This window comes from Mesorhizobium sp. M8A.F.Ca.ET.165.01.1.1 (genome assembly GCF_004792065.1).
Lineage (GTDB): Bacteria > Pseudomonadota > Alphaproteobacteria > Rhizobiales > Rhizobiaceae > Mesorhizobium.
This window is the reverse complement of the sequence record NZ_SRTH01000003.1, coordinates 422,387-442,211: the sequence shown is the minus strand read 5'-3', so window position 1 is coordinate 442,211 and position 19,825 is coordinate 422,387. Positions and strand designations below refer to the sequence as shown.

20 protein-coding genes are annotated in these 19,825 nt (G+C 63.0%); 8 read left to right on the top strand and 12 right to left on the bottom strand.

What is annotated here, in order from left to right; translation table 11 throughout:
- Window positions 1-48 precede the first annotated feature (48 nt).
- From EN808_RS11450 to rpmG, 4 genes are all read left to right on the top strand, one after another.
- Complete coding sequence (locus EN808_RS11450; RefSeq protein WP_135864394.1) at window positions 49-789, top strand: NUDIX hydrolase; 741 nt, start codon at window positions 49-51, stop codon at window positions 787-789.
- A gap of 102 nt (window positions 790-891) precedes the next feature.
- Window positions 892-2,070 (top strand): MFS transporter, encoded by a 1,179-nt coding sequence (locus EN808_RS11445; protein WP_135915808.1) that lies wholly within the window; start codon window positions 892-894, stop codon window positions 2,068-2,070.
- Window positions 2,071-2,181: 111 nt separating this feature from the next.
- Window positions 2,182-2,640, top strand: coding sequence for a hypothetical protein (locus EN808_RS11440; RefSeq protein WP_135915807.1), 459 nt, complete (start codon window positions 2,182-2,184; stop codon window positions 2,638-2,640).
- Window positions 2,641-2,795: 155 nt separating this feature from the next.
- Window positions 2,796-2,963, top strand: coding sequence for a 50S ribosomal protein L33 (rpmG, locus tag EN808_RS11435; RefSeq protein WP_006201775.1), 168 nt, complete (start codon window positions 2,796-2,798; stop codon window positions 2,961-2,963).
- A gap of 123 nt (window positions 2,964-3,086) precedes the next feature.
- On the opposite strand, the gene ugpC is transcribed toward rpmG, so the two are convergent.
- From ugpC to EN808_RS11385, 9 genes are all read right to left on the bottom strand, one after another.
- The gene (gene ugpC / locus EN808_RS11430; RefSeq protein ID WP_135915806.1) at window positions 3,087-4,154 is read right to left on the bottom strand and encodes a sn-glycerol-3-phosphate ABC transporter ATP-binding protein UgpC; all 1,068 of its coding nucleotides are present in this window, start codon (window positions 4,152-4,154) and stop codon (window positions 3,087-3,089) included.
- A 3-nt stretch (window positions 4,155-4,157) separates the two neighbouring features.
- Window positions 4,158-5,006, bottom strand: coding sequence for a carbohydrate ABC transporter permease (locus EN808_RS11425; protein WP_135915805.1), 849 nt, complete (start codon window positions 5,004-5,006; stop codon window positions 4,158-4,160).
- A complete protein-coding gene (locus EN808_RS11420) occupies window positions 5,006-5,929 on the bottom strand; it encodes a sugar ABC transporter permease (RefSeq protein WP_127872594.1) in 924 nt (307 codons plus the stop codon). The genes EN808_RS11425 and EN808_RS11420 overlap by 1 nt, the downstream gene beginning before the upstream one ends.
- Before the next feature lie 185 nt (window positions 5,930-6,114).
- Window positions 6,115-7,392 (bottom strand): sugar ABC transporter substrate-binding protein, encoded by a 1,278-nt coding sequence (locus EN808_RS11415; protein WP_135915804.1) that lies wholly within the window; start codon window positions 7,390-7,392, stop codon window positions 6,115-6,117.
- A gap of 29 nt (window positions 7,393-7,421) precedes the next feature.
- Entirely contained in the window at window positions 7,422-8,609 is a 1,188-nt protein-coding gene (locus tag EN808_RS11410) for a PLP-dependent transferase (RefSeq protein WP_135880493.1), read from the bottom strand.
- Window positions 8,606-9,340, bottom strand: a complete 735-nt coding sequence (locus EN808_RS11405) for a FadR/GntR family transcriptional regulator (RefSeq protein ID WP_127872597.1) — start codon at window positions 9,338-9,340, stop codon at window positions 8,606-8,608. Before EN808_RS11405 ends, EN808_RS11410 begins: the two co-directional genes overlap by 4 nt.
- Window positions 9,341-9,445: 105 nt before the next feature.
- A complete protein-coding gene (locus tag EN808_RS11400) occupies window positions 9,446-10,984 on the bottom strand; it encodes an FAD-dependent monooxygenase (protein ID WP_127278637.1) in 1,539 nt (512 codons plus the stop codon).
- A 553-nt stretch (window positions 10,985-11,537) separates the two neighbouring features.
- Window positions 11,538-12,911, bottom strand: a complete 1,374-nt coding sequence (locus EN808_RS11390; protein WP_135915803.1) for a PleD family two-component system response regulator — start codon at window positions 12,909-12,911, stop codon at window positions 11,538-11,540.
- A gap of 33 nt (window positions 12,912-12,944) precedes the next feature.
- Window positions 12,945-13,316: a response regulator gene (locus EN808_RS11385; RefSeq protein ID WP_006334976.1), complete on the bottom strand. Its 372-nt coding sequence runs from the start codon at window positions 13,314-13,316 to the stop codon at window positions 12,945-12,947.
- A 247-nt stretch (window positions 13,317-13,563) separates the two neighbouring features.
- On the opposite strand from EN808_RS11385, the gene EN808_RS11380 reads away from it, so the two are divergent.
- Together EN808_RS11380 and EN808_RS11375 are read left to right on the top strand one after the other, a co-directional pair.
- The gene (locus EN808_RS11380) at window positions 13,564-13,863 is read left to right on the top strand and encodes a DUF3572 domain-containing protein (protein ID WP_135915802.1); all 300 of its coding nucleotides are present in this window, start codon (window positions 13,564-13,566) and stop codon (window positions 13,861-13,863) included.
- The gene (locus EN808_RS11375; protein ID WP_135915801.1) at window positions 13,860-14,522 is read left to right on the top strand and encodes a hypothetical protein; all 663 of its coding nucleotides are present in this window, start codon (window positions 13,860-13,862) and stop codon (window positions 14,520-14,522) included. Before EN808_RS11380 ends, EN808_RS11375 begins: the two co-directional genes overlap by 4 nt.
- 36 nt (window positions 14,523-14,558) lie before the next feature.
- Here EN808_RS11375 and EN808_RS11370 read toward each other — a convergent pair whose 3' ends face one another.
- Both EN808_RS11370 and EN808_RS11365 read right to left on the bottom strand, forming a co-directional pair.
- Entirely contained in the window at window positions 14,559-16,151 is a 1,593-nt protein-coding gene (locus tag EN808_RS11370) for a hypothetical protein (RefSeq protein WP_245512063.1), read from the bottom strand.
- 92 nt (window positions 16,152-16,243) lie between these two features.
- The gene (locus tag EN808_RS11365) at window positions 16,244-16,831 is read right to left on the bottom strand and encodes a GNAT family N-acetyltransferase (RefSeq protein ID WP_135915800.1); all 588 of its coding nucleotides are present in this window, start codon (window positions 16,829-16,831) and stop codon (window positions 16,244-16,246) included.
- 65 nt (window positions 16,832-16,896) lie between these two features.
- On the opposite strand from EN808_RS11365, the gene EN808_RS11360 reads away from it, so the two are divergent.
- Complete coding sequence (locus EN808_RS11360) at window positions 16,897-18,225, top strand: DNA polymerase IV (RefSeq protein WP_135915799.1); 1,329 nt, start codon at window positions 16,897-16,899, stop codon at window positions 18,223-18,225.
- A gap of 6 nt (window positions 18,226-18,231) precedes the next feature.
- Here EN808_RS11360 and EN808_RS11355 read toward each other — a convergent pair whose 3' ends face one another.
- Entirely contained in the window at window positions 18,232-18,738 is a 507-nt protein-coding gene (locus EN808_RS11355) for a hypothetical protein (RefSeq protein WP_135864383.1), read from the bottom strand.
- Window positions 18,739-18,931: 193 nt separating this feature from the next.
- Between EN808_RS11355 and EN808_RS11350 the strand changes: the two genes are divergently transcribed.
- The gene (locus EN808_RS11350; RefSeq protein WP_127872604.1) at window positions 18,932-19,813 is read left to right on the top strand and encodes a DMT family transporter; all 882 of its coding nucleotides are present in this window, start codon (window positions 18,932-18,934) and stop codon (window positions 19,811-19,813) included.
- Window positions 19,814-19,825 lie beyond the last annotated feature (12 nt).

Genomic DNA, 19,825 nt, shown 5'->3' with positions numbered 1-19,825 from the left:
TCGTTAAGGCCACTTTCGCATGCAAGAAGTTTCCGCTAGGTCCCGCGCATGGAAGCTATGACCAAGGCGGACGTCGACAAGATCGACAAGGGCCTGGCCGTGCATGACGGCCGGCCCCTGCGTCCGCGTGATGCCGCGACGCTCATCCTGCTCGACCGCAAAGGCGACGACGTCCTGGTGCTGATGGGACGCCGCCACGCCGCGCACGCCTTCATGCCAGGGAAATTCGTTTTCCCGGGCGGCCGCACAGACCCTGCCGACAGCCGCATCCCGACGGCGACCGCCCTTAACCAGCACGAAGAAGCCAAGCTGACGGCCGGCCCCGGCCGCACCAGCCACGCTCGAGCCCGTGCCATCGCTTTGTCGGCGGTCCGCGAAACCTATGAGGAAGCCGGCCTGCTGATCGGCCGCAAGGGCGCCTTTGCGACGACCAGGCGCGACTGGCAGGGTTTCGTCGAACATGGCGTGGCACCGTCGCTGGAGGCGTTGCGCTTCGTCGCGCGCGCCATCACACCGCCGAACCGGGTGCGCCGATTCGACACCCGCTTCTTCAGCGCCTGGCGTGGCGACGTCGCCATCGAATTGCCCGATGGCGGCCCGACCAACGAGCTGGAGGAACTGGTCTGGCTGCCGCTCGCCAAGGCCAAGCAGGCTGATATACCCGACATCACCCGAATGATCCTGGACGAGTTGGAAAGGCGGCTCGCCCACGATCCGCTGCTGCGTCCGGGTGGCCCCGTCCCCTTCTACCGGCTTGTCCGCAACCGCTTCACCCGCGAACTTCTCTAGAGCAATTCCAGGAAAAGTGTGACCCGGTTTTCCCGGGACAAGAGCGAAGCACTTGCCCTTGGGAATTGCGTAAGATCAAACAGACAGAGTATTCAGCATCTCATGACGGTCGATACCCAACCACAGGGCGACGAACGCGTACACTGGCTGCCGATGGTGGCGGCGATCTCGTCGATCAGCGTCGTCGGCATTGCCATCGGCCTCGGCATGCCGCTGCTCAGCGTCATCCTGGAAACACGCGGCCATTCGGCCTCGATGATCGGCCTCAACACGGCCGTAGCCGGCCTGGCCTCGATCGCCGGGGCGCCGCTCGCCACGCCGCTCGCCATGCGCTTCGGCGTCGCCTGGACGATGATCGCCATGATTGCTACCGGCGCGCTGGCTTTCGTCGGTTTCCATTTCGCGCCTGATTTCTGGATGTGGTTTCCGCTGCGCATCGTGCTGCACATCGCGCTGACGGTGCTGTTCATCCTGTCGGAATTCTGGATCAGCACGTCGGCGCCGCCGCACCGGCGCGGCCTTGTGCTTGGCATCTACGCCACCGTCCTGTCGCTCGGCTTTGCCGCAGGGCCGTGGCTGTTCGCCCATCTCGGCAGTTCCGGCTTCAGGCCGTTTGGCGTCATCATCGCCCTGGTGACGCTCGCCGCCATACCGGTTCTGGCCGCCCGCAACGAAAGCCCTACCATCGTGGCGGAGAGCGAGACCAGCCACTTCCTGCGCTACATCTGGCTGGTGCCGACCGCGACTTTCGCCGTGCTGGTGTTCGGCGCGGTCGAGACCGGCGGCTTCGCGCTGTTCCCGGTCTATGGCAACCGCATCGGATATTCCGAGGCCGACGCGGCGTTGCTGCTGACCATGATCGGCCTTGGCAATGTGCTGTTGCAGATCCCGATCGGCATGATCAGCGACCGCGTCTCGGACCGGCGCTATCTGCTGCTCGCCTGTGCCACGGTTGGTCTCGTCGGCACGATATTCATGCCGTTCTTTGCCGCGAACTGGCATTTGATGGCAGCGCTTCTCTTCGTCTGGGGCGGTGTCGTTGCTGCCATGTACACGATCGGTCTTGCCCATCTCGGTTCGCAGCTCTCCGGCCACGAACTGGCGTCGGCCAATGCTGCTTTCGTGCTGTGCTATGGCGTCGGCATGGTGCTAGGGCCGCAGGCGATCGGCATCGGCATGGACAGTTTCGGGCCTTCCGGCTTCGGCTGGTCGCTCGGCCTTTTCTTCGCCGCCTACATCGCCCTGGTCTGCTTCAGGCTCGTTCGCAAGATCCTTCTGTAGAGCCCAACCCGTCGCTTATCGGCACCGCGCAGCGACAGGCTGCTGACAGAACCGTGTCAGCAGCCACCGGTTAAAAGGGTGTCCTAAAACACCTGAACCGAGGACACTCCGATGATCGACAGCGGCTTTGAAACCACTTCGCTGCGAATGACCCTCCTGCTGCTCGTCAGCTTCCAGGCTCCGGCTGCCGACGTCGACCGCATCATGGACGCGGTTGTGGCGATCGCACCGCTTGCCATGGGCAAGTATGACCGCAATGCCTATCAGTCGGCGCACGGCATCGAGCGCTACAGGCCCCTTGAAGGGGCAGCGGCCGGCGCCGAAACCGAATTGCGCCGCCGTCCGGGCACGGTCGAGGTTTCCTTCGAATTGCCCGACGACCAGGCGCTGGCGGCCCGCGTCGTCGAGGCGATTTTCCAGGCCCATTCCTATCAGGAGCCGGTGATCCGCATCCAGCCGATCCTTGCCAGCCGCTCCAAGGGGCTGGACGACCGCGCCAATCCGAATCGCTGGTGGAACACGACGGGAGACTGGAAGAAGGTCGCGGTATCGGCGGCGCAAACCGTCTGATTTATGCATACCGGACAGCTTGAGCGGGCCACATCGGGTCCGCCGGGCTTGACTTTCCAGGCACGTTCTTTATGTGTCGCGCCAAGTTTCCCGCGTCCGGGTGTTTTCCCCGTGCTCCAGCGGCCAAAACTCCACGAACATAACGGACTGAGATCATGGCCAAAGCCGCAAACATCAAGATCAAGCTTCTGTCGACCGCCGACACCGGTTTCTTCTACGTCACCAGCAAGAACAGCCGTACCAAGACCGACAAGCTGTCGTTCCGCAAGTACGACCCGGTCGCCAAGAAGCACGTCGAATTCAAGGAAACCAAGATCAAGTAATCTGGGTTTTCCCTCTGGAATGCAAAAACGCCGCCCGATGGGCGGCGTTTTTGTTTGCAAGGCGGAAGGCTACGGCTGGGTGCGCTCAGCCCGGCTGAATTCATTCAGCCTGACTGAATTCATTCAGCCGATACGGTCGCCGCTTTCCCTGTCAAACAGATGCAGCGACGCCGGATCGGCCGCCAGCCGCACGACGTCGCCGGGTTTCACGCCCGCGCGGCCCATGGCAAAGACGCAAAGCTGCTGGCCGGCCAGCTTGACATAGAACTGCGTCGACAGGCCGAGCGGCTCCACCACACCGACTTCGCCTTGCAGCGCACCGTCATCGGCCAGCCTTATATGCTCGGGCCGCAGGCCGACGGTGATGACGTCGCCATCCCCGAGCGGCAATCCGTCCGGCAGCCGAAGCTTCTGGCCATCGGACAATACGGCGTCCATCTTGCCGCCCTTCTCCACCACCGCCGGCAGGAAATTCATGCCCGGCGAGCCGATGAAGCCGGCGACGAACATGTTGGCCGGCCGGTCATAGAGATCGAGCGGCGCGCCGACCTGCTGGATCAGCCCGTCATGCATGACGACGATCCGGTCGGCCATGGTCATCGCCTCGATCTGGTCGTGGGTGACGTAGACCGAAGTGGTCTTCAATTGCTGGTGCAGGGCCTTGATCTCGGCGCGCATGTGGACGCGCAGCTTGGCGTCGAGGTTCGACAGCGGCTCGTCGAAGAGAAAAACCTTGGGATCGCGCACGATGGCGCGGCCCATAGCGACACGCTGGCGCTGGCCGCCGGATAATTGCCTGGGCAGGCGTTGCAGGAATGTATCCAGCCCCAGCCGCTTGGCAGCACCATCGACGCGAGCATCGATCGCCGGCTTCTCGGCCTTTCGCAACATCAGGCTGAAGCCCATGTTCTTCGATACGTCCATATGCGGATAGAGCGCATAGGACTGGAACACCATGGCGATGTCGCGATCCTTCGGCGCGACATCGTTGACCAGCCGCTCGCCGATGCGGATTTCGCCGCCGGAGGCCTCCTCCAGCCCGGCGATCATGCGCAAAAGCGTGGACTTGCCGCAGCCGGACGGTCCGACCAGCACGACGAACTCGCCATCGGCGATCTCGAGATCGACCGCGTGCAGGACGCGCACGGCTCCATAATCCTTGCGAACCTTTTCGAGCGTGACAGAGGCCATCGATCATCCTTTGACGGCGCCGGCGGTCAGGCCGGTGACGAGATAGCGTTGCAGGAAGGCGAAGAAGATGCAGACCGGGATCAGCGCCAGGATCGACGCCGCCATCATCTGCCCCCAGTCGACGGCGAACTTGCCGATGAAGGTGAGCAGGCCGACGGCGAAGGTCTTCTGGTCGTCGCTGGAAATCAGCATCAGCGCGAACAGAAGCTCGCTCCATGCCGCGGTGAAGACGAAGCCCAGTGTCGCGCCCATGCCTGGCAGGGTCAGCGGCACGATCACCCGGCGCATTGCCTGCGCACGCGTGCAGCCGTCGATCATCGCCGCCTCTTCGAGGTCCTTCGGGATGCCGTCGAAGAAGGACTGCATCAGGAAGGTGGCGAAGGCAGTGTTGAAGGCGGTGTAGATGATGATCAGCCCGGTCAGACTGTTGATCAGGCCGATCTGGCCCATCACGCGGTAGATCGGCGGAATGACCATCACCAGCGGAAAGGTCTGGGTCAAAAGCAGCATCAGCGCCAGTGCCGCCTTGCCGCGAAAGGTGAAGCGCGACATGGCGTAGCCGGCAAGCGTGGCGATCACCGTCACCAGGGCAGCCGTCGACACCGAGACGATGACGCTGTTGACGAAATAGCGCGGGAAATCGGTGGCTTCGAGCACGGTGATGAAGTTCTGTAGCGTCATGTGCGACGGCCAGAAGGTGATGCCTTCGGAATAGAGAAGCCGCTCCGGCGTGACCGAGATCTTCAGCGTCCAGTAGATCGGGAACAGTGCGAAGACCACATAGGCCGCGATTGCCGCGTAGAGACCGACGCCGCCGAAAAACCGTTGTGAAGCAGAGCGTCCCGCGATCATCAGACGTGCCTCACAAGCGAGCGGCGGATGGCGATCAGCGCAATCGCATAGGCGATGAGCAGGACGAGCAGCAGCACGGCCACAGCCGAGGCATAGCCCTTGTCCAGCGACTTGAAGGCGCTGACATAGATGTAGACCGGCACCGTGTTGGTCGAGCCGGCCGGTCCGCCCTCGGTCATGACGAAGATCAGGTCGGCGAAGGTGGCGATCCAGATCGTGCGCAGCATCACCGTGATGGCTATGGTCGGCGCCAGGAACGGCAGCGTCACCTTGGTGAAGCGTTGCCAGGGCGAAGCGCCGTCGATCGCCGCCGCCTCATGCAGTTCCGAGGGAATCGACTTCAGCGCCGCCAGCAGCGTGATGGCAAAGAACGGAATGCCGAACCAGACATTGGCGACGATCGGCCCCCACATGGCGGTGGCCGGATCGGAAAGCACGTTGGTCGGCTCGGCTTTCAGCCCCAAGGCGAACAGCCAGTGCGGCAGCGGACCGATGATCGGGTTGAACAGCCAGGCCCAGGTCAGGCCCGACAGGAAGGACGGCACCGCCCAGGGCAGGAAGACCAGCGCCTGCACCGCCTTGCGGCCTGGGAACGGCTTGTCGAGCAGCAGCGCCAGGCCAAGGCCGAGGAAGAATTGGAAGAACAGGCTGGCGACCGTCCACCACAGCGTGTTGACCAGCGCCTGCCCCAGCACCTGATCCGAAAACATCGCCTGATACTGCCCGAGCCCGACATATTCCGACTTGAAGGCGGAGAACTTGCGGAAGGAATAGCTGATGCCGATGACCAGCGGCACGAGCAGCACCACGACCAGCAGGATGATCGCCGGGCTGAGATAGAGCCAGGGCTCGATGGCAGCGTGTGTGAGCCACTTACGTCGCGGCTTGCCGACAGATCGTATTTCGGACACGGCATAGGTCATTGGCTGTGGAACGTCCTTTGGGAGCGCGGCGTTGGCGACAAGCGTCCTTCTCCCCGTTCAACGGGGAGAAGATGCCGGCAGGCAGATGAGGGGCGGCGCCAGCTTCTGAGAACTCAGCGCTGCCCCTCATCTGGCCCTGTCGGGCCACCTTCTCCCCGTGAACGGGGAGAAGGAAAAGCCTGCGCTTACTTCTTGTTCTTCGCCAGCCAGTCCTGCTGCTCCTTGGTCAGGAAGGCAGCCCACTGGTCGGCGACGTCCTTGGCCGTCTTCTGGCCAAGCAGCACTTCCTGGAAGTTCTTGATCGCCACCTGGTCGACGAAGTTGCCGAGGTTTTCGAGATGCGTCGGCGGCGTCACCATCTCATATTTGGCGCCGTCGCTGAGCTCGGTGAACCAGCCCTTGAACTGCTCGGTCTTGAAGTGGGCGTCCTGGTCGGCGCCCTTGTGGATCGGGATGACGCCGACTTCCTTGGCCCATTCCAGATTGTCCTTCGGCGAGAGCAGCGTCGCCATCAGCTTCCAGGCATCATCCTTGTGCTGCGAGTTGGCGAACATCGCCCAGCCGGCATAGCCGAGCGTCGGATAGGATTTGCCGCTCGGACCGGTCGGCATCGGCGCCACGGCGAAGTCGTCGGCGCTCATCTTGTCGGCGATGCCGAGCAGCGCGTCCGGATCCTGGTTGAGCATGGCGCAGGTGCCGGAATAGAAACCGGTGACCGTTTCGTTGAAACCCCAGCTCACGGCATCCTTCGGCGCAAGACCGTCCTTGTACATGTCGGCCAGCATCTGCAGACCCTTGACCGAGCCCGCTTCATTGATGGTCGAGGTGCCGTCCTCGTTGAAATAGCCACCCTTGCCGGCGGCGATGTTCATGAACATGTGCATGCCGTTGAAGGCGCCCGGGCCGCCGCGCAGGCAGTAGCCGTATTTGCCGGGAATGGCCGAGATTTTCTTGGAATCGGCGACGAATTCGTCGAGCGTCGCCGGCGGACCGTCGAGGCCCGCTTGCTTGAACAGCTTCTTGTTCCAGAACAGCGCGTTCACATAGTAGCCGTAGGGGATCATGAACTGGGTGTTGTTGACCGTCGAGCCGAACTGCTTGGCGCGGTCGCCGAGCGTCTTGGCGTCGTCCCACTTGGCCATATAGGGGCCGAGATCCTCGAGCTGGGCGTTGTTGGCGTAAAGCCCCATCCAGCGTTCCGGCATCTCGACCACATCGGGCGTATCGCCGGCCTGCACCATGGTCAGGAACTTTTCAAACGCCTGCCCCCAGGGCAGCGAGACCAGCTCGACCTTGACGCCGGGGTTGGCTGCCTCGAACTCGGCGATCTGCTTTTTCAGGAATTCGGTGCGCGGCGGGCTGGTGATGACCTCGACCATTTTCAGGGTCGAATCGGCGAGCGCGCCCCCGGCGGAAATTGCCAGCCCCGCGACGGTGGCAAGCATGACGGTCAGTTTTTTCATGTTCAAGACTCCCATTTTGAACCCGCTTGTTATTTTCTGGCTTTTTCGAAGGCCTGGGCGACATCCGCCCAGAGATCCTCGACACTTTCCAATCCGACATTGAAGCGGATGGTTCGGGGGCTGACGCCGAAGCGCGCCATCGAATTCAGTCCCGGCGTCTGCTCCAGCGACGCCTTGGCCGGCACGACCAGGCTCTCATGCCCACCCCAGCTGACGCCGATGCGGAAATATTTCAACGCGTCGACGAAGACGGGAATGTCGATATCCTCGGTAACTTCGAACGAGAACAACCCGCCATAGCCGGCAAGCGTCGCCTTGCCCGGATGGTTCGAATAGACGGGGTGGTTGACCCGCTCGACATTGCCATGCGCCTTCAGCCGTTCGGCGATGGCGAGCCCGCTCTTCATGTGGTGCGGCAGGCGCAGCGGCAGCGTGCGCAGGCCGCGCAGCAAGAGCCAGGCCTCGAACGGTGACAGCTTGCCGCCGAGATAGGAATAGGTCTGCTCGTTGATGTGTTTGATGTGCGCGGCCGAGCCCGCCACCACGCCGGCAACGGTGTCGCTGTGGCCGCCGAGATATTTCGAGGCCGAGTGCAGCACGAGATCGACGCCGTGCGAGATCGGCTTCTGGAACACCGGCGTCGCCCAGGAATTGTCGATGGTGGTGATGATGCCCTGCTCCTTGGCCAGCCGGGTCAGATGCGGCAGGTCCTGAAGCTCGAACATCATCGAGGTCGGGCTTTCCAGATAAAGCAGCTTTGCGCCGGGCAATGCCGCCGCCACCGCATCCGGGTCCGAGCCGTCGACATAATCGACCTTGATGTTGAGCCGCGGCAGGAGCCGCTCGAACAGCCGGTAGGCATCGCCATAGCAATTGCGTACCGCGACGATGCGCTCGCCCGCCCCGACGAAGGCAAGCACGGTGGCGCTGATCGCTGCCATGCCGCTTGAAAAGCCGCGCGCGGCCTCGGCGCCTTCGAGCGCCGCGACACGCGCCTCGAACTCCATGACCGTCGGATTGTCGCCGCGCGAATAGATCGGCTGCTTTCGCTTGCCGGCAAAGGTATCGGCCATTTCGGCGTAATTGGCGAAGGTGAACAGCGACGTCTGGTAGATAGGCGGCACGACGGCGCCGCCGGGGAACGGTTCATCATGCGCCAAAAGCGTCGCCGCCTCGGCGAGATAGTCTTGATCGAAACCGGCTGGGTGCTCGTTCATCTCAGGTCCGAAAGTTTGAGTTTGGCCGCACCGCGCTTCAGGTCGTCCTCGACGGTGGCGATGAGCTTCAGCGCCTCGCCGCGGGCGCCTTGCGGATCACGCGCGGCGATGCACTCGTAGATGGTGCGGTGATAGGGAAAGCTGGCATGGCCGAAATCGCGCACGCCGAGTGGATGTTCCCAGAAACGGTGGAACAGTTCGTGCATGGCCGCGATGATCTGTTCGAACAGCGGATTGCCGGAGACCCGGTAGATCGCCTGGTGGAATTCCCAGTCCTCTTCCGATGACATGCCGTCTAGGGTGCGAAACGCCTGCTCCATGATATCGAGCTTGCGTTCGATCTCGGCAATGTCGGCGGGGCTTGCCCGCTCGGCGCACAGTGCCGCCGCTTCCGCTTCCAGTGCGCGGCGGATTTCCAGCGTCTGCATCAGGCTGGTGAAATCATTGCCGCCCGCCAGCGTCAGCGGCAGATGCAGCATATCGGGCGATACGGCCGCCTTGAGATAGGTGCCGCTGCCTTGCCGGCGCTCGACCAGGCCCAATCCCTCCCACCGCGTCAGCGCCTCGCGCACCGTGTTGCGGCTGACCTTGAGCCGTTCGGCCAGGATGCGCTCGGTCGGCAGTCGCTCACCAGGCTGCAAGGCCTCGGCGCGGACGAAGCCCACCAATGCCTTCAGCACGGCGTCGTCGCGCGCCGTCGTCTGAATGGGTGGCAGGCTGTTCTGGTCCACACTTCCTCCAAGTGGTCCAATGGTCCAACCAATTTCTGCATAGATGGAGCCTCCTGTCAATCGCTTGTCAGGAGGCAGCCGCCTTCAGCCTGTGGAAGCCAGCCTTCAGTCCGTGGAAGAGTGTGACGCGCTGCGTTCGGAAGGACACCCGGCTGCGGCAGCCGGTCCGAACCATCTGGTCAGCGCATCGGCCAATCCCTGTGGAGTCCCAACTCCTACCCAGGCCACATATCCATCGGGCCGGATCAAAACCGCGTCGGGCGCAGCGACCGTTCCGAGTACGGGAAGCTCCCAGGCACCGGCATACCTGGCGTCGATCTGCCGGATCCGGCCGGCCGAAGGCGCACTGTCCAGTCTGCCTGGTTCACCGAAATGGAGGAGCACCGGCCGCGCGTCGTGCAGCAAGGTAAACAGCCGCAACGGCCCGTTGGCGGTGAGCAGATCGAGGTCGGGCATTCGCCGCCCAAGCAGCGCGTGCCCTTCCCCGAGGTCGTAGTGGACACCCAGGCCGGACATCTCGGCGGCGATTCGTTTGCGTGGCCCGTCCATGGCGAGCAGTTCGGCAAACGTGTCGCCCAGAGCCTTGGTGCGGTCGTCCCTGCGACGAAGCGCGACCTGCGCCATCGCATTGCGCAGCACGCGGGCGGCAACCGGATGGCGTTCGGCATGGTAGCTGTCGAGCAGGCTTTCAGGGGACGTCGCCTTGACCACCTGGGCCAGCTTCCATCCCAGGTTCACCGCGTCCTGCACGCCGATATTGAGGCCCTGTCCGCCCATTGGGGGATGGATGTGCGCAGCATCGCCGGCGAGCAGAATACGTTTGTTGCGGTAAGACGCGGCCTGGCGTGTCATGTCGGTGAACCGGGAAATCCAGGTCGGATTGTGGACCCCGTAATCGGTGCCGTAAACCGCGACAAGCGCCTCGCTGAGATCGCGCAGCGTAGGTTCGCCGCCAATGGTCAGATGCCTCTCGGTCAACACCACACCCACGCGGTCGCTTTCTTCAATCTTGCCTATCGCATGAATACCGTAGGCGTCGCTGCGAAAGCCCCATGCAGGTTCCTCAGACATCTCGACGTCGGCGATCATCCAGCTCATCGTCGGATCCCACCCGTCGAACGCGATGCCCGCCGCCTTGCGGATGATGCTGCGTCCTCCGTCGCAGCCGACGAGATATTGCGCTCTCAGGCACCGACCACCGGACAGTTCGACGTCGACGCCATCGTCATCCTGTGCGAGGCCCGTGACGTCCTGTCCGCGATAGATCGGCACCCCCAACTGGCTGATCCAGTCGGCCAACAGCCGCTCGATATGGTTTTGCCGCAGCGCCAGCAGATAATTGTGCCGCGTGGGAAAATCGCTGATGTCCAACCGGATCATGTGGAAGCCCACGGACGGCGATAGCTGTCCCTGTGACAGGAACCGGTCGGCAATTCCACGCTGGTCGAGTACCTCGATGGTGCGTGCGTGCAGGCCACCCGCTCGCGAGCCGATGAGTTCCTGGTTGGGCCGCCGCTCGACAATGGCCACATCGACGCCCGCCAATGCGAGTTCGCCACCCAGCATCAACCCGGTCGGACCGCCTCCGGCGATCACCACTGCACGGTCCCGACCTACTTGGCCTCTTGGCAACAATTCCGGCATTCGCCACTCCCGTTTCGGTTAACTTGGGTCGTGGTTTTACGGGAACAGCCAGGTCTTGCCGCAAGCCCCTTGTACGCCATATGTATGAAATGGAGGGGGTAGCCTCTCGCCTTCCCCTCTGCATACGGCAGTGAAAAGGTCGCGCGTTGCGAAGCGATAGCGCGCGAGGTGCCGTTAGAACCCAGGAAAGCGTTCTTCAGATCCTGCCGCGCACAAAAAAGCCCCGGCACTTCCGGGGCTTGGCGCGGAATCCTGATGTCATGTCGGACAAGAGGGGGCCGGTCGGCGTTTGGCAGCGGTACGAGGAGGCCACTATGTGCCAGCGCCGGCCGGCCGACCCCACGGACCCAGGAGATGCGGCGGACCTGAGCATCATGGGGTATTCCTGAGGGACCGAGCCGGCTGTCTACCCTCGTGCCGGCTTCGTCTTGGCCTGCACATTTGCGCAAGAGCTTATGAAAATCAACAGTTTCTTAACCAAGGCTCGCGAATCGCTTGGATTAAGGTAAATGGGTAACCCTGTTGGGTTGACCGGATAATCGGGCCCGGACCCTCAGGCCGCCTTGGCAACGACGCGGTTGCGGCCGCCGCTCTTGGCTTCATAGAGCGCGAGGTCGGCGCGCTTCATCAGCGCCGCCACCGTATCCACGCCCTTCAGCACCGATGACACGCCGACGCTGACGGTGACCTCGATCGTCTGGCCGTCGGCGCCGATGGCGAAAGGCTTCTGGGCGATTTCGGCACGGATGCGCTCGGCCACCTTCTCGGCAACGGTGCCGTCGGTGTCCGGCATCACCACCACGAACTCCTCGCCGCCGAACCGGCACGCAAGGTCGATACCCCTGACGTTCTTGCGCAGCCGCCGCGCGAATTCGCGCAGCACCTCGTCGCCGCCATCATGGCCGTGCGCGTCATTGATGGACTTGAAGCGGTCGAGATCGGTGATCATCACCGACAGTGGCCGGCGCCGCGCCACTGCGCGGTCGAACAGCGTCTGCAGATGGCTGTCGAGATAGCGGCGGTTGTGCAGCCCGGTCAGGCCGTCGGTCACGGCCATTTCGATGGTCTGGGTGACGCTGGCGCGCAATTGGTCGTTGTAGCGCTTGCGGCGCACCTGGGTGCGCAGCCGCGCCGTCAGTTCCTGCTGGTCGATCGGCCGCATCAGATAGTCGTTGATGCCCAGTTCGAGCCCTCGGATGAGGCGCTCTTCCTCGCCCTCCTCCGCCAAAAGGATGATCGGCACAAAACGGGTGCGGTCGAGCGAGCGCAGTTGCGAGCAGAGCCTGAGCGGATCGAAATCGGCGAAGGCCGTCGAGATCATCACACATTCATAGGGCGTTTCGGCGGCCTGGAAGAACCCGGCATGCGGATCGCCGGTGACGTCCAGGTCGGCACGGTCGCGCAACATCTTCTGGATGCGCTCGACCGACGATTTGCGCTCATCGATCAAAAGCACTTTCGGCGTCGTGTCCTCGGACGCGAAATTGCGGCTCAAAAGTTCCTCGATGCCTATGTTGCGTGTGGTCGAGGCGCGCAGCCGAAGCTCGTCGGTCAGCGACTTCAGGCGGACTAGGCTCTTGACGCGCGTCATCAGTTGCAGGTCGTTGACCGGTTTGGTCAGGAAATCGTCGGCGCCGGCCTCCAGCCCGCGCACGCGGTCGGAGACCTGGTCGAGCGCGGTGATCATCACCACCGGAATGTGCGACGTCGCCGGATCGCTCTTCAGCCGCCGGCAGACCTCGAACCCGTCCATATCGGGCATCATCACGTCGAGCAGCACGACATCGACCTTGCCGTTCTCGCAGGTCTCGATCGCGTCGGGTCCGTTGGTGGCGGTCAGCACCTCGAAATATTCGGCCAGCAGCCGGACTTCCAGCAGCCTCACATTGGCAGGGATGTCGTCGACGACGAGGATCCGCGCGGTCATTTCACAAGGCTCCGGCTCGGCTGGAAGGGCACATCAGGCATCGCCCAGATAGGATTTGATGGTTTCGATGAAGCGCGGCACCGAGATCGGCTTCGAAATATAGGCCTCGCAGCCACCCTGGCGGATGCGCTCCTCATCGCCTTTCATCGCGAAGGCAGTCACGGCAATGACCGGGATAACGTGCAAATCATCGTCCTCCTTCAGCCATTTGGTCACTTCCAGCCCCGACACTTCGGGCAGTTGGATATCCATCAGGATAAGGTCCGGCCGGTGCTGGCGCGCCAGGTCGAGCGCCTCGAGACCGTTGCGGGTGCGCACCGTCTCGTAGCCGCTTGCTTCGATGAGGTCCCGAAAGAGCTTCATATTGAGCTCGTTGTCCTCGACGATCATGACCTTCTTAGGCATCGACATCCCGTCCCGGCCGTCCTCCGCCCGGAGGTGGCCGTCATGCGCTCTTTCCTTGAACGCACCAAACCCTGCTTCACTATACGGCAATATGATTGACGAAACGGAAACCCGCGGCCTGCAAAGCAGCACGAATTCCGCCTCGCCTCCCTGCGCGTCCAAAAGGCGCGCCACACTCTAATGGCTTGCCGCAAGCAACTCTTGCCATTACTGCGGGAGAGACTCATTCCACACACCGAAGGTAGTGATGGCAAACGCAGCGTCAATGCGCGAAGAGGCGGAAACCATTGCCGTGAAGGCATTGGGCTTCGTTGCCGCCGATCCTGAGCTTCTACCGCGTTTTCTGGCGATCACGGGAATAGAGGCGCATTCGATCCGCCGGGCGGCCGGCGAGCCGGGTTTCCTGGCCGGCGTCCTGCAGTTCATTCTCGCCCACGAGCCGACCTTGATGCGCTTTGCCGAGGAAACCGGCACCCCGCCGGCGGCCGTTGGCAAGGCGTTGCGCGCCTTGCCGCTCGGCGATGACAGTCACGAGCGTTCCACATGAGCGACGATCCCGAAACCGCGCGCCAGATCGAGGAACTGGCGGCCGACGACCGGCCGCTGCTGGTGCTCGACGTCGACGATGTGGTGCTCGAATTCATCCGCCCGTTTCCGCATTTCCTCAAGGCACGCGGCTATGGCCTGACACTGGCTTCCTTCCGGCTGACCGGCAACATTGCCGAAACGGCCAGCGGCCGGCTGATCGAACAATCCGAAGTCACGGCACTCCTGGGCGATTTCTTCGACGCGCAAGCTGATTGGCAAAGCATCACCGATGGCGTCGCGGCGGCCTTGACGGGGCTTGGAGGTCGCGCGGAAATCATATTGCTGACGGCCATGCCGCACAGGCATCGCGCCGCGCGCCGCGCCCATCTCGATGCGCTGGGACTAGCCTATCCGCTGCTGACCACCGAGATGGCCAAGGGCCCGGCGGTGGCCAGGCTGCGCGGCAAGACCGGGCGGCCCGTGGTCTTCGTCGACGACCAGCCACACAATCTGGCGTCGGTGCGGGAATCGATCGCCGATGCAAATCTCTTCCACCTGATGGCCGACAATTCGCTGCGCGCGTTCCTGCCCCCGGTCTCGGACGATGTCATCGTCGTCCAGGACTGGCACGAAGCCGCGCCGAAGATCGCGAACGCTCTGGGACTACAGGCGCTTTGACGCAATTCCGGGGGGAATTGCTGGAGGGCTACCCCCTCAAGGGTTCAGCTTGGCCCCTGCCCCGCCATTATTATCGGTGCCGCCGCTATTGCTGCCTTCGTTAGCGCTACCGCCGTTAGCGCCACCGCCATTGTCATCGCCGCTCTCATCGTCCGCGCCGCCACCATCATCGACACTGTCATCCACCGCCGGATCGGCCGGCTTCAGCATGACGCCGTTGACAGTGACCGAACCGTCGGCCTTGGTGTTGATAGCCCATTCCAGCTTGCCGTCCGGCAGCGTCTTGGCAAAACCCTTCGCCATGAGAGCGACAGGCACGTACTGCCCGACCTCCGGCTCCGCCTTCGCCGCTTCCTGCAGGTGCTCCATGATCTTGTCGAAACCGGCGACATCGACGGTCAGATTTGCATCGGGCTTCTGGCCGAAGGTCGTCATCTCGCCTTCGAGCGCGATCTCCATGTCCTTGTTCTTCACGGTGCTGTGGCCGATGACGACCTTCGGAGTCTTGGCCAGGAAGTCGGCCTTGAGCTGGTCGCCAAACTCGGCCGGCAGTGGCGGATCCTGATTGAGATCAAAGGCTTCGATCGCCTTCTTCGCCATACTGTCGAGATCGATGCTGGCGCCGCCGAAGTTCAGGTCGATATCGGTGGGCAGCAGTGCCACGCTCCAGCTCGGCAAGAGCTGCTGCGGCACGGTCAGCCCCGAAGCCTTGATGCCATAGCTGATCTTGCCATTCTGGGCGACGCCGTCGGAGCCGAACGCTATGCCGAGCTGGGTCGCTCCGAACGTGCCGATCGGGCTGTCGACCGCAAAATCCTTGAAGCCATAGGTCCCGTCGATACGCTCCCACACCGGAAGCGCGGCGAGCAGAAGCGACTTGAGCTGCGCCTGGTTTGCCTTCAGCGTCTTCTCGTCCTCATTGGCCACGGCAAACGCCAGGAGATCGAGCAGCGGCTTGGTCTCGACGCCCTTGCCGCTGGCCTCCACCGACAATTCCGGCGACTTCACGGTAACGGGAAAATTCAACCCGCTCTCGGGATCATTGAATTTTATCGCTTCGACGAAGTTCGCAATCTTTTGCGTCGTCGTGAAATCGACGCCGCCATTGGCTGCCTTGGCCGCGGACAGGGTCGCGGTGCCGGCACCGGCGCTCGCATCCATCTGCTGCTTGGCGTCCTGCGACGACATCGTCATCCCGGCAATCGAACTGGTGGCGCTGCTGAACGCCGCCAGCTTGGGGTCGTAGACGCCGCTGCCCTTGCCGTCCTTGATCGAAAACCGCGTGCTCTGCTTTCCCTCGGGACCGTTGAACTCGAATGAGGCGCTCTGCGAAAAGTCCATCGAGACATCCCAGGACCCGTCGCTGCGCGGCTTGACCAGCAGGGCGTAGGGCGCAAAGTCGAATTTCACCATCTTCTGGTCGGGGAAGGTCGCGGCAAGCGCCTTGAAATCAAACACGATCTTGTAGGCGTCGCCTTCGGCCGAAACCTTCAGGATACCCTTGTCGAGCGCCTGTTTGCCGACATAGCGCGACAGGTCATCGGACAATTGCTTGGCGCCCTGGCTGTCGACGGTCTGGCCGAAAGCAGGTGCGCTGAGCAGAAGCGCGGTAAACGCAATTGGCAACATAGGGTTCACGGGAATTCTCCGTTCGGTCGAAGGCAAAAATCGTTTCGCATCTCTGGTAGGGAAATACCATCCCGACTGCAAGACGATGACAGTCAGGCAATCGGCTTCAGCATCAGCCGCATCAGCGGCCGACCGGCCTTGCGCTCCACGAGCCTCTCGAACCCGGCCTTCTCGAACACCCCGGATGAGCCGACGAACAGGCCGATCGAGCGCGAATCGCGGGACAGGTCTATCGGGCAGGCCTCGACGAGCCGTGCCCCGTTCCTGCGGGCGAAATCGATGCCGCCTTCGACGAGGCGGTGCGTAATGCCTCTGCCACGGGCCTTGGCGCGGATGAAAAAGCAGGAGATCGCCCAAACGGCCGGATCGGAGGCGTCGGCGGGTTCGATCGGCGCCGAACCCCTGCCCTTGTTGTTCCATTCGGGCACGTCGGCGCGTGGCCCGATCTGCATCCAGCCAACCGCCTTGCCGTCCTCGAAGGCCAGCAGCCCGGGCGGCGGGCCGGCCTCGATGCGCGCCTTGATGTGATCCTTGTTGCGTTCGCGGCTGCTCTCGCGCCGCGCCGCCGGCGCCAGCCGGAAATGCGTGCACCAGCAGCCGTAGCAGGCGCCGTGCTTGCCGAAAAGGTCCTCGAAATCAGGCCAGAGCTCTGGCGCCAGCGGCACTATGGTCGTGCTCATGCGTTCTCCCCAGGCCACGCTTGTCGCTGGCCCTGCGCTGTCGTACCATTGCATTTGTTCTCTTTATGTTCGCAGTGATGGCGGCTCCTGTCAACAATCCCGATCACGGTTTTTGTCGTGACTGCCTGACGTTTCAGCGTGGTGAAACGCGCCGCTGCGAACGCTGCGGCAGCCCTCGCCTGGCCCGCCATCCCGAGCTTTACCGGCTGCACCTCGCCCATATCGATTGCGATGCCTTCTACGCGGCGGTCGAAAAGCGCGACAACCCTTCGCTCAAGGACAAGCCGCTGATCGTCGGGGGCGGCAAGCGCGGGGTCGTCTCCACCGCCTGCTATATAGCGCGCATTCGCGGCGTGCGTTCCGCCATGCCGATGTTCAAGGCGCTCGAGGCCTGCCCCGAGGCGGTGGTAATCGCGCCCAACATGGAAAAATATGTGCGTGTCGGCCACGAGGTGCGCGCCATGATGCAGGCGTTGACGCCGTTGGTCGAGCCGCTGTCGATCGATGAGGCGTTCCTCGATCTCGCCGGCACCGAGCGGCTGCACGGCCTGCCGCCGGCGGTGGTGCTGGCGCGCTTCGCGCTGGCCGTGGAGAAGGAAATCGGCATCACCGTGTCGGCCGGCCTGTCCTATTGCAAGTTCCTCGCCAAGATTGCATCGGACTTCCGCAAGCCGCGCGGCTTTTCGGTAATTGGCGAGGCCGAGGCGGTCGGCTTCCTGGCAACGCAGCCGGTGACCATGATCTGGGGCGTCGGCAAGGCGTTCAACGCCACGCTGGAACAGGATGGCATCCGCACCATCGGTCAGCTCCAGAAGATGGAGCGTAGCGACCTGATGCGTCGCTACGGGGTGATGGGCGAACGGCTCTACCGGCTTTCGCGCGGTGAGGATGTCCGCCGCGTCGACCCCGACCAGGATGCCAAGAGCGTATCGGCCGAAACCACTTTCGACACCGACATCGCCTCGCTGGACGAGCTGACCTCGGTGCTGAGGGGCCTTTCTGAAAAAGTCTCGGCGCGGCTGAAGAAGTCAGGCATTGCGGGTCGCACCGTGGTGCTGAAGCTGAAGACCCAGGATTTCAAGCTGCGCACGCGCAACCGTCAGCTTGGCGACCCGACCCGGCTCGCGGACCGCATCTTTTCGACCGGCGTGGAGCTTCTTCGCAAGGAGACGGACGGGACAAAATTTCGATTGCTTGGCATCGGCGTCAGCGACCTTTCGGATGACGGCAAGGCCGACCCACCGGATCTGGTCGATGTCCAGTCGCGCAAGCGCGCCATGGCCGAAGGCGCCATCGATGCGTTGCGCGACAAATTCGGGCGCAAGGCGGTGCAAACCGGCTACACCTTCGGCAAGGGCCGCGACGCCCATCCGCCGGAGCCGCTTGAGGATTGAACCAGATCAGCTGCGTCGAAGGTCGATGCGGCTGGTCACGACGCTCTTTCCGGTCTTGGGATCACGGTCGACCACGGTCAAAACAATGCCGTCCGCCCCGTTTTTCTGTACGGTAAGCTGCGCGGTGCGGTCGCCATTGACCTCCTTGGCCCAGCGGATGGCGAGGTTTATGGCATTGCCAGAACGATTTCCGTTCAGCTGCGCCGGTCCGGTGCGCGATCCCACATAGACGCCGCTGTATTTGGCGCCGCTGGTCTTCAGACGGGCGCTGATGGCGCGTGTCACCAGGATCAGGCCGCGGCAGTTGCCGTCGAGCGACAGCGAAGACGATGTCGCATCCGATTTGAATGTGCAGGAAACGCTGACCGTCGGCGCCTGCGTCGTCACCTGAACAGTTCCCTTGCCGGCGAAACTGCCCTGGAAGGACTGGAGAAATTTGCTGTCGTCGGCACGCGCGGCAGTGGCCGCGACGAGCAGGCATCCAGCAAGCGCAAACCGCGTGAGTGATGTCATCGAAGGTCTCCTTGTGACTGGGTGGAGGGGCAATCGGCGATGCTCAGGCGGGATCCAGCGACTCAACGCACCTTGCCATGTCAGGTTCCGCCCGCGACAAGACTGTTTTGCAACTTCGCGCCAACATCTCTGGCCCAGTCAAATGGGGCGGCTAGTGGTTGCGGCAAAAACCCCGGCTTGCGACATAGCGGACATGGCACCCACCCCTTCGATCCCCAAGGCCGCGTTCTGGATGGCGCTGTCGATCACGTCGTTCCTGGCGATGTCTGTCGCCGGCCGCGCCACCACGGCCGAACTCAACGTCTTCCAGGTGCTGGAACTGCGCTCGGTGATCGGCTTCTTTATCCTCTTGCCGCTGGTGTTTGCGAGCGGCGGGTTTGCGGCGATGCGCACGCAACGTCCCCTCGCCCATCTCGCCCGAAACGTCATCCACTATACCGGGCAGGCGGCATGGCTCTACGCCTTGACCTTGATTCCGCTGGCCGTGCTGATTTCGATCGAATTCACCACACCGATCTGGACGGCTATCCTGGCGGTGACTTTTCTTGGTGAAAGGCTGTCCAGGCCAAAGCTTGCCGCGATCGTGCTGGGCCTGATCGGCGTGGTGGTCATCGTTCGGCCCGGTGTGGGCTCGGTCGATCCGGGCCATCTCGTCGTGCTCGGCGCCGCGGTCTGCTTCGGCATCTCGGTGGTCATGGTCAAATCGCTGACGCGGACGGACAGCGTCGTACGCATCATCTTCTGGATGCTGATCATCCAGTCGGTGGTCGGCCTCGTTCCAGCCCTTTACGAGTGGCGCAACCCGCCACTGCAACTGTGGCCGTGGATCGTGCTGATTGCCTTCACCGGCATGTCGTCCCACTTCTGCATGGCCCGCGCGCTTGGCTATGCCGACGCCACCGTCATTTCGCCGATGGATTTCCTGCGCGTGCCGTTGTCGGCGCTGATCGGCTGGCTGCTCTACAGCGAACAGATCGACGCTTTCACCGCCGGCGGCGCACTGCTCATCCTGATGGGCAACCTGCTCAATCTACAGCGGAAACCGGCAAGGCCGGCGGAAGTGGCCGCTTCGTAAAACCGCCGCCGA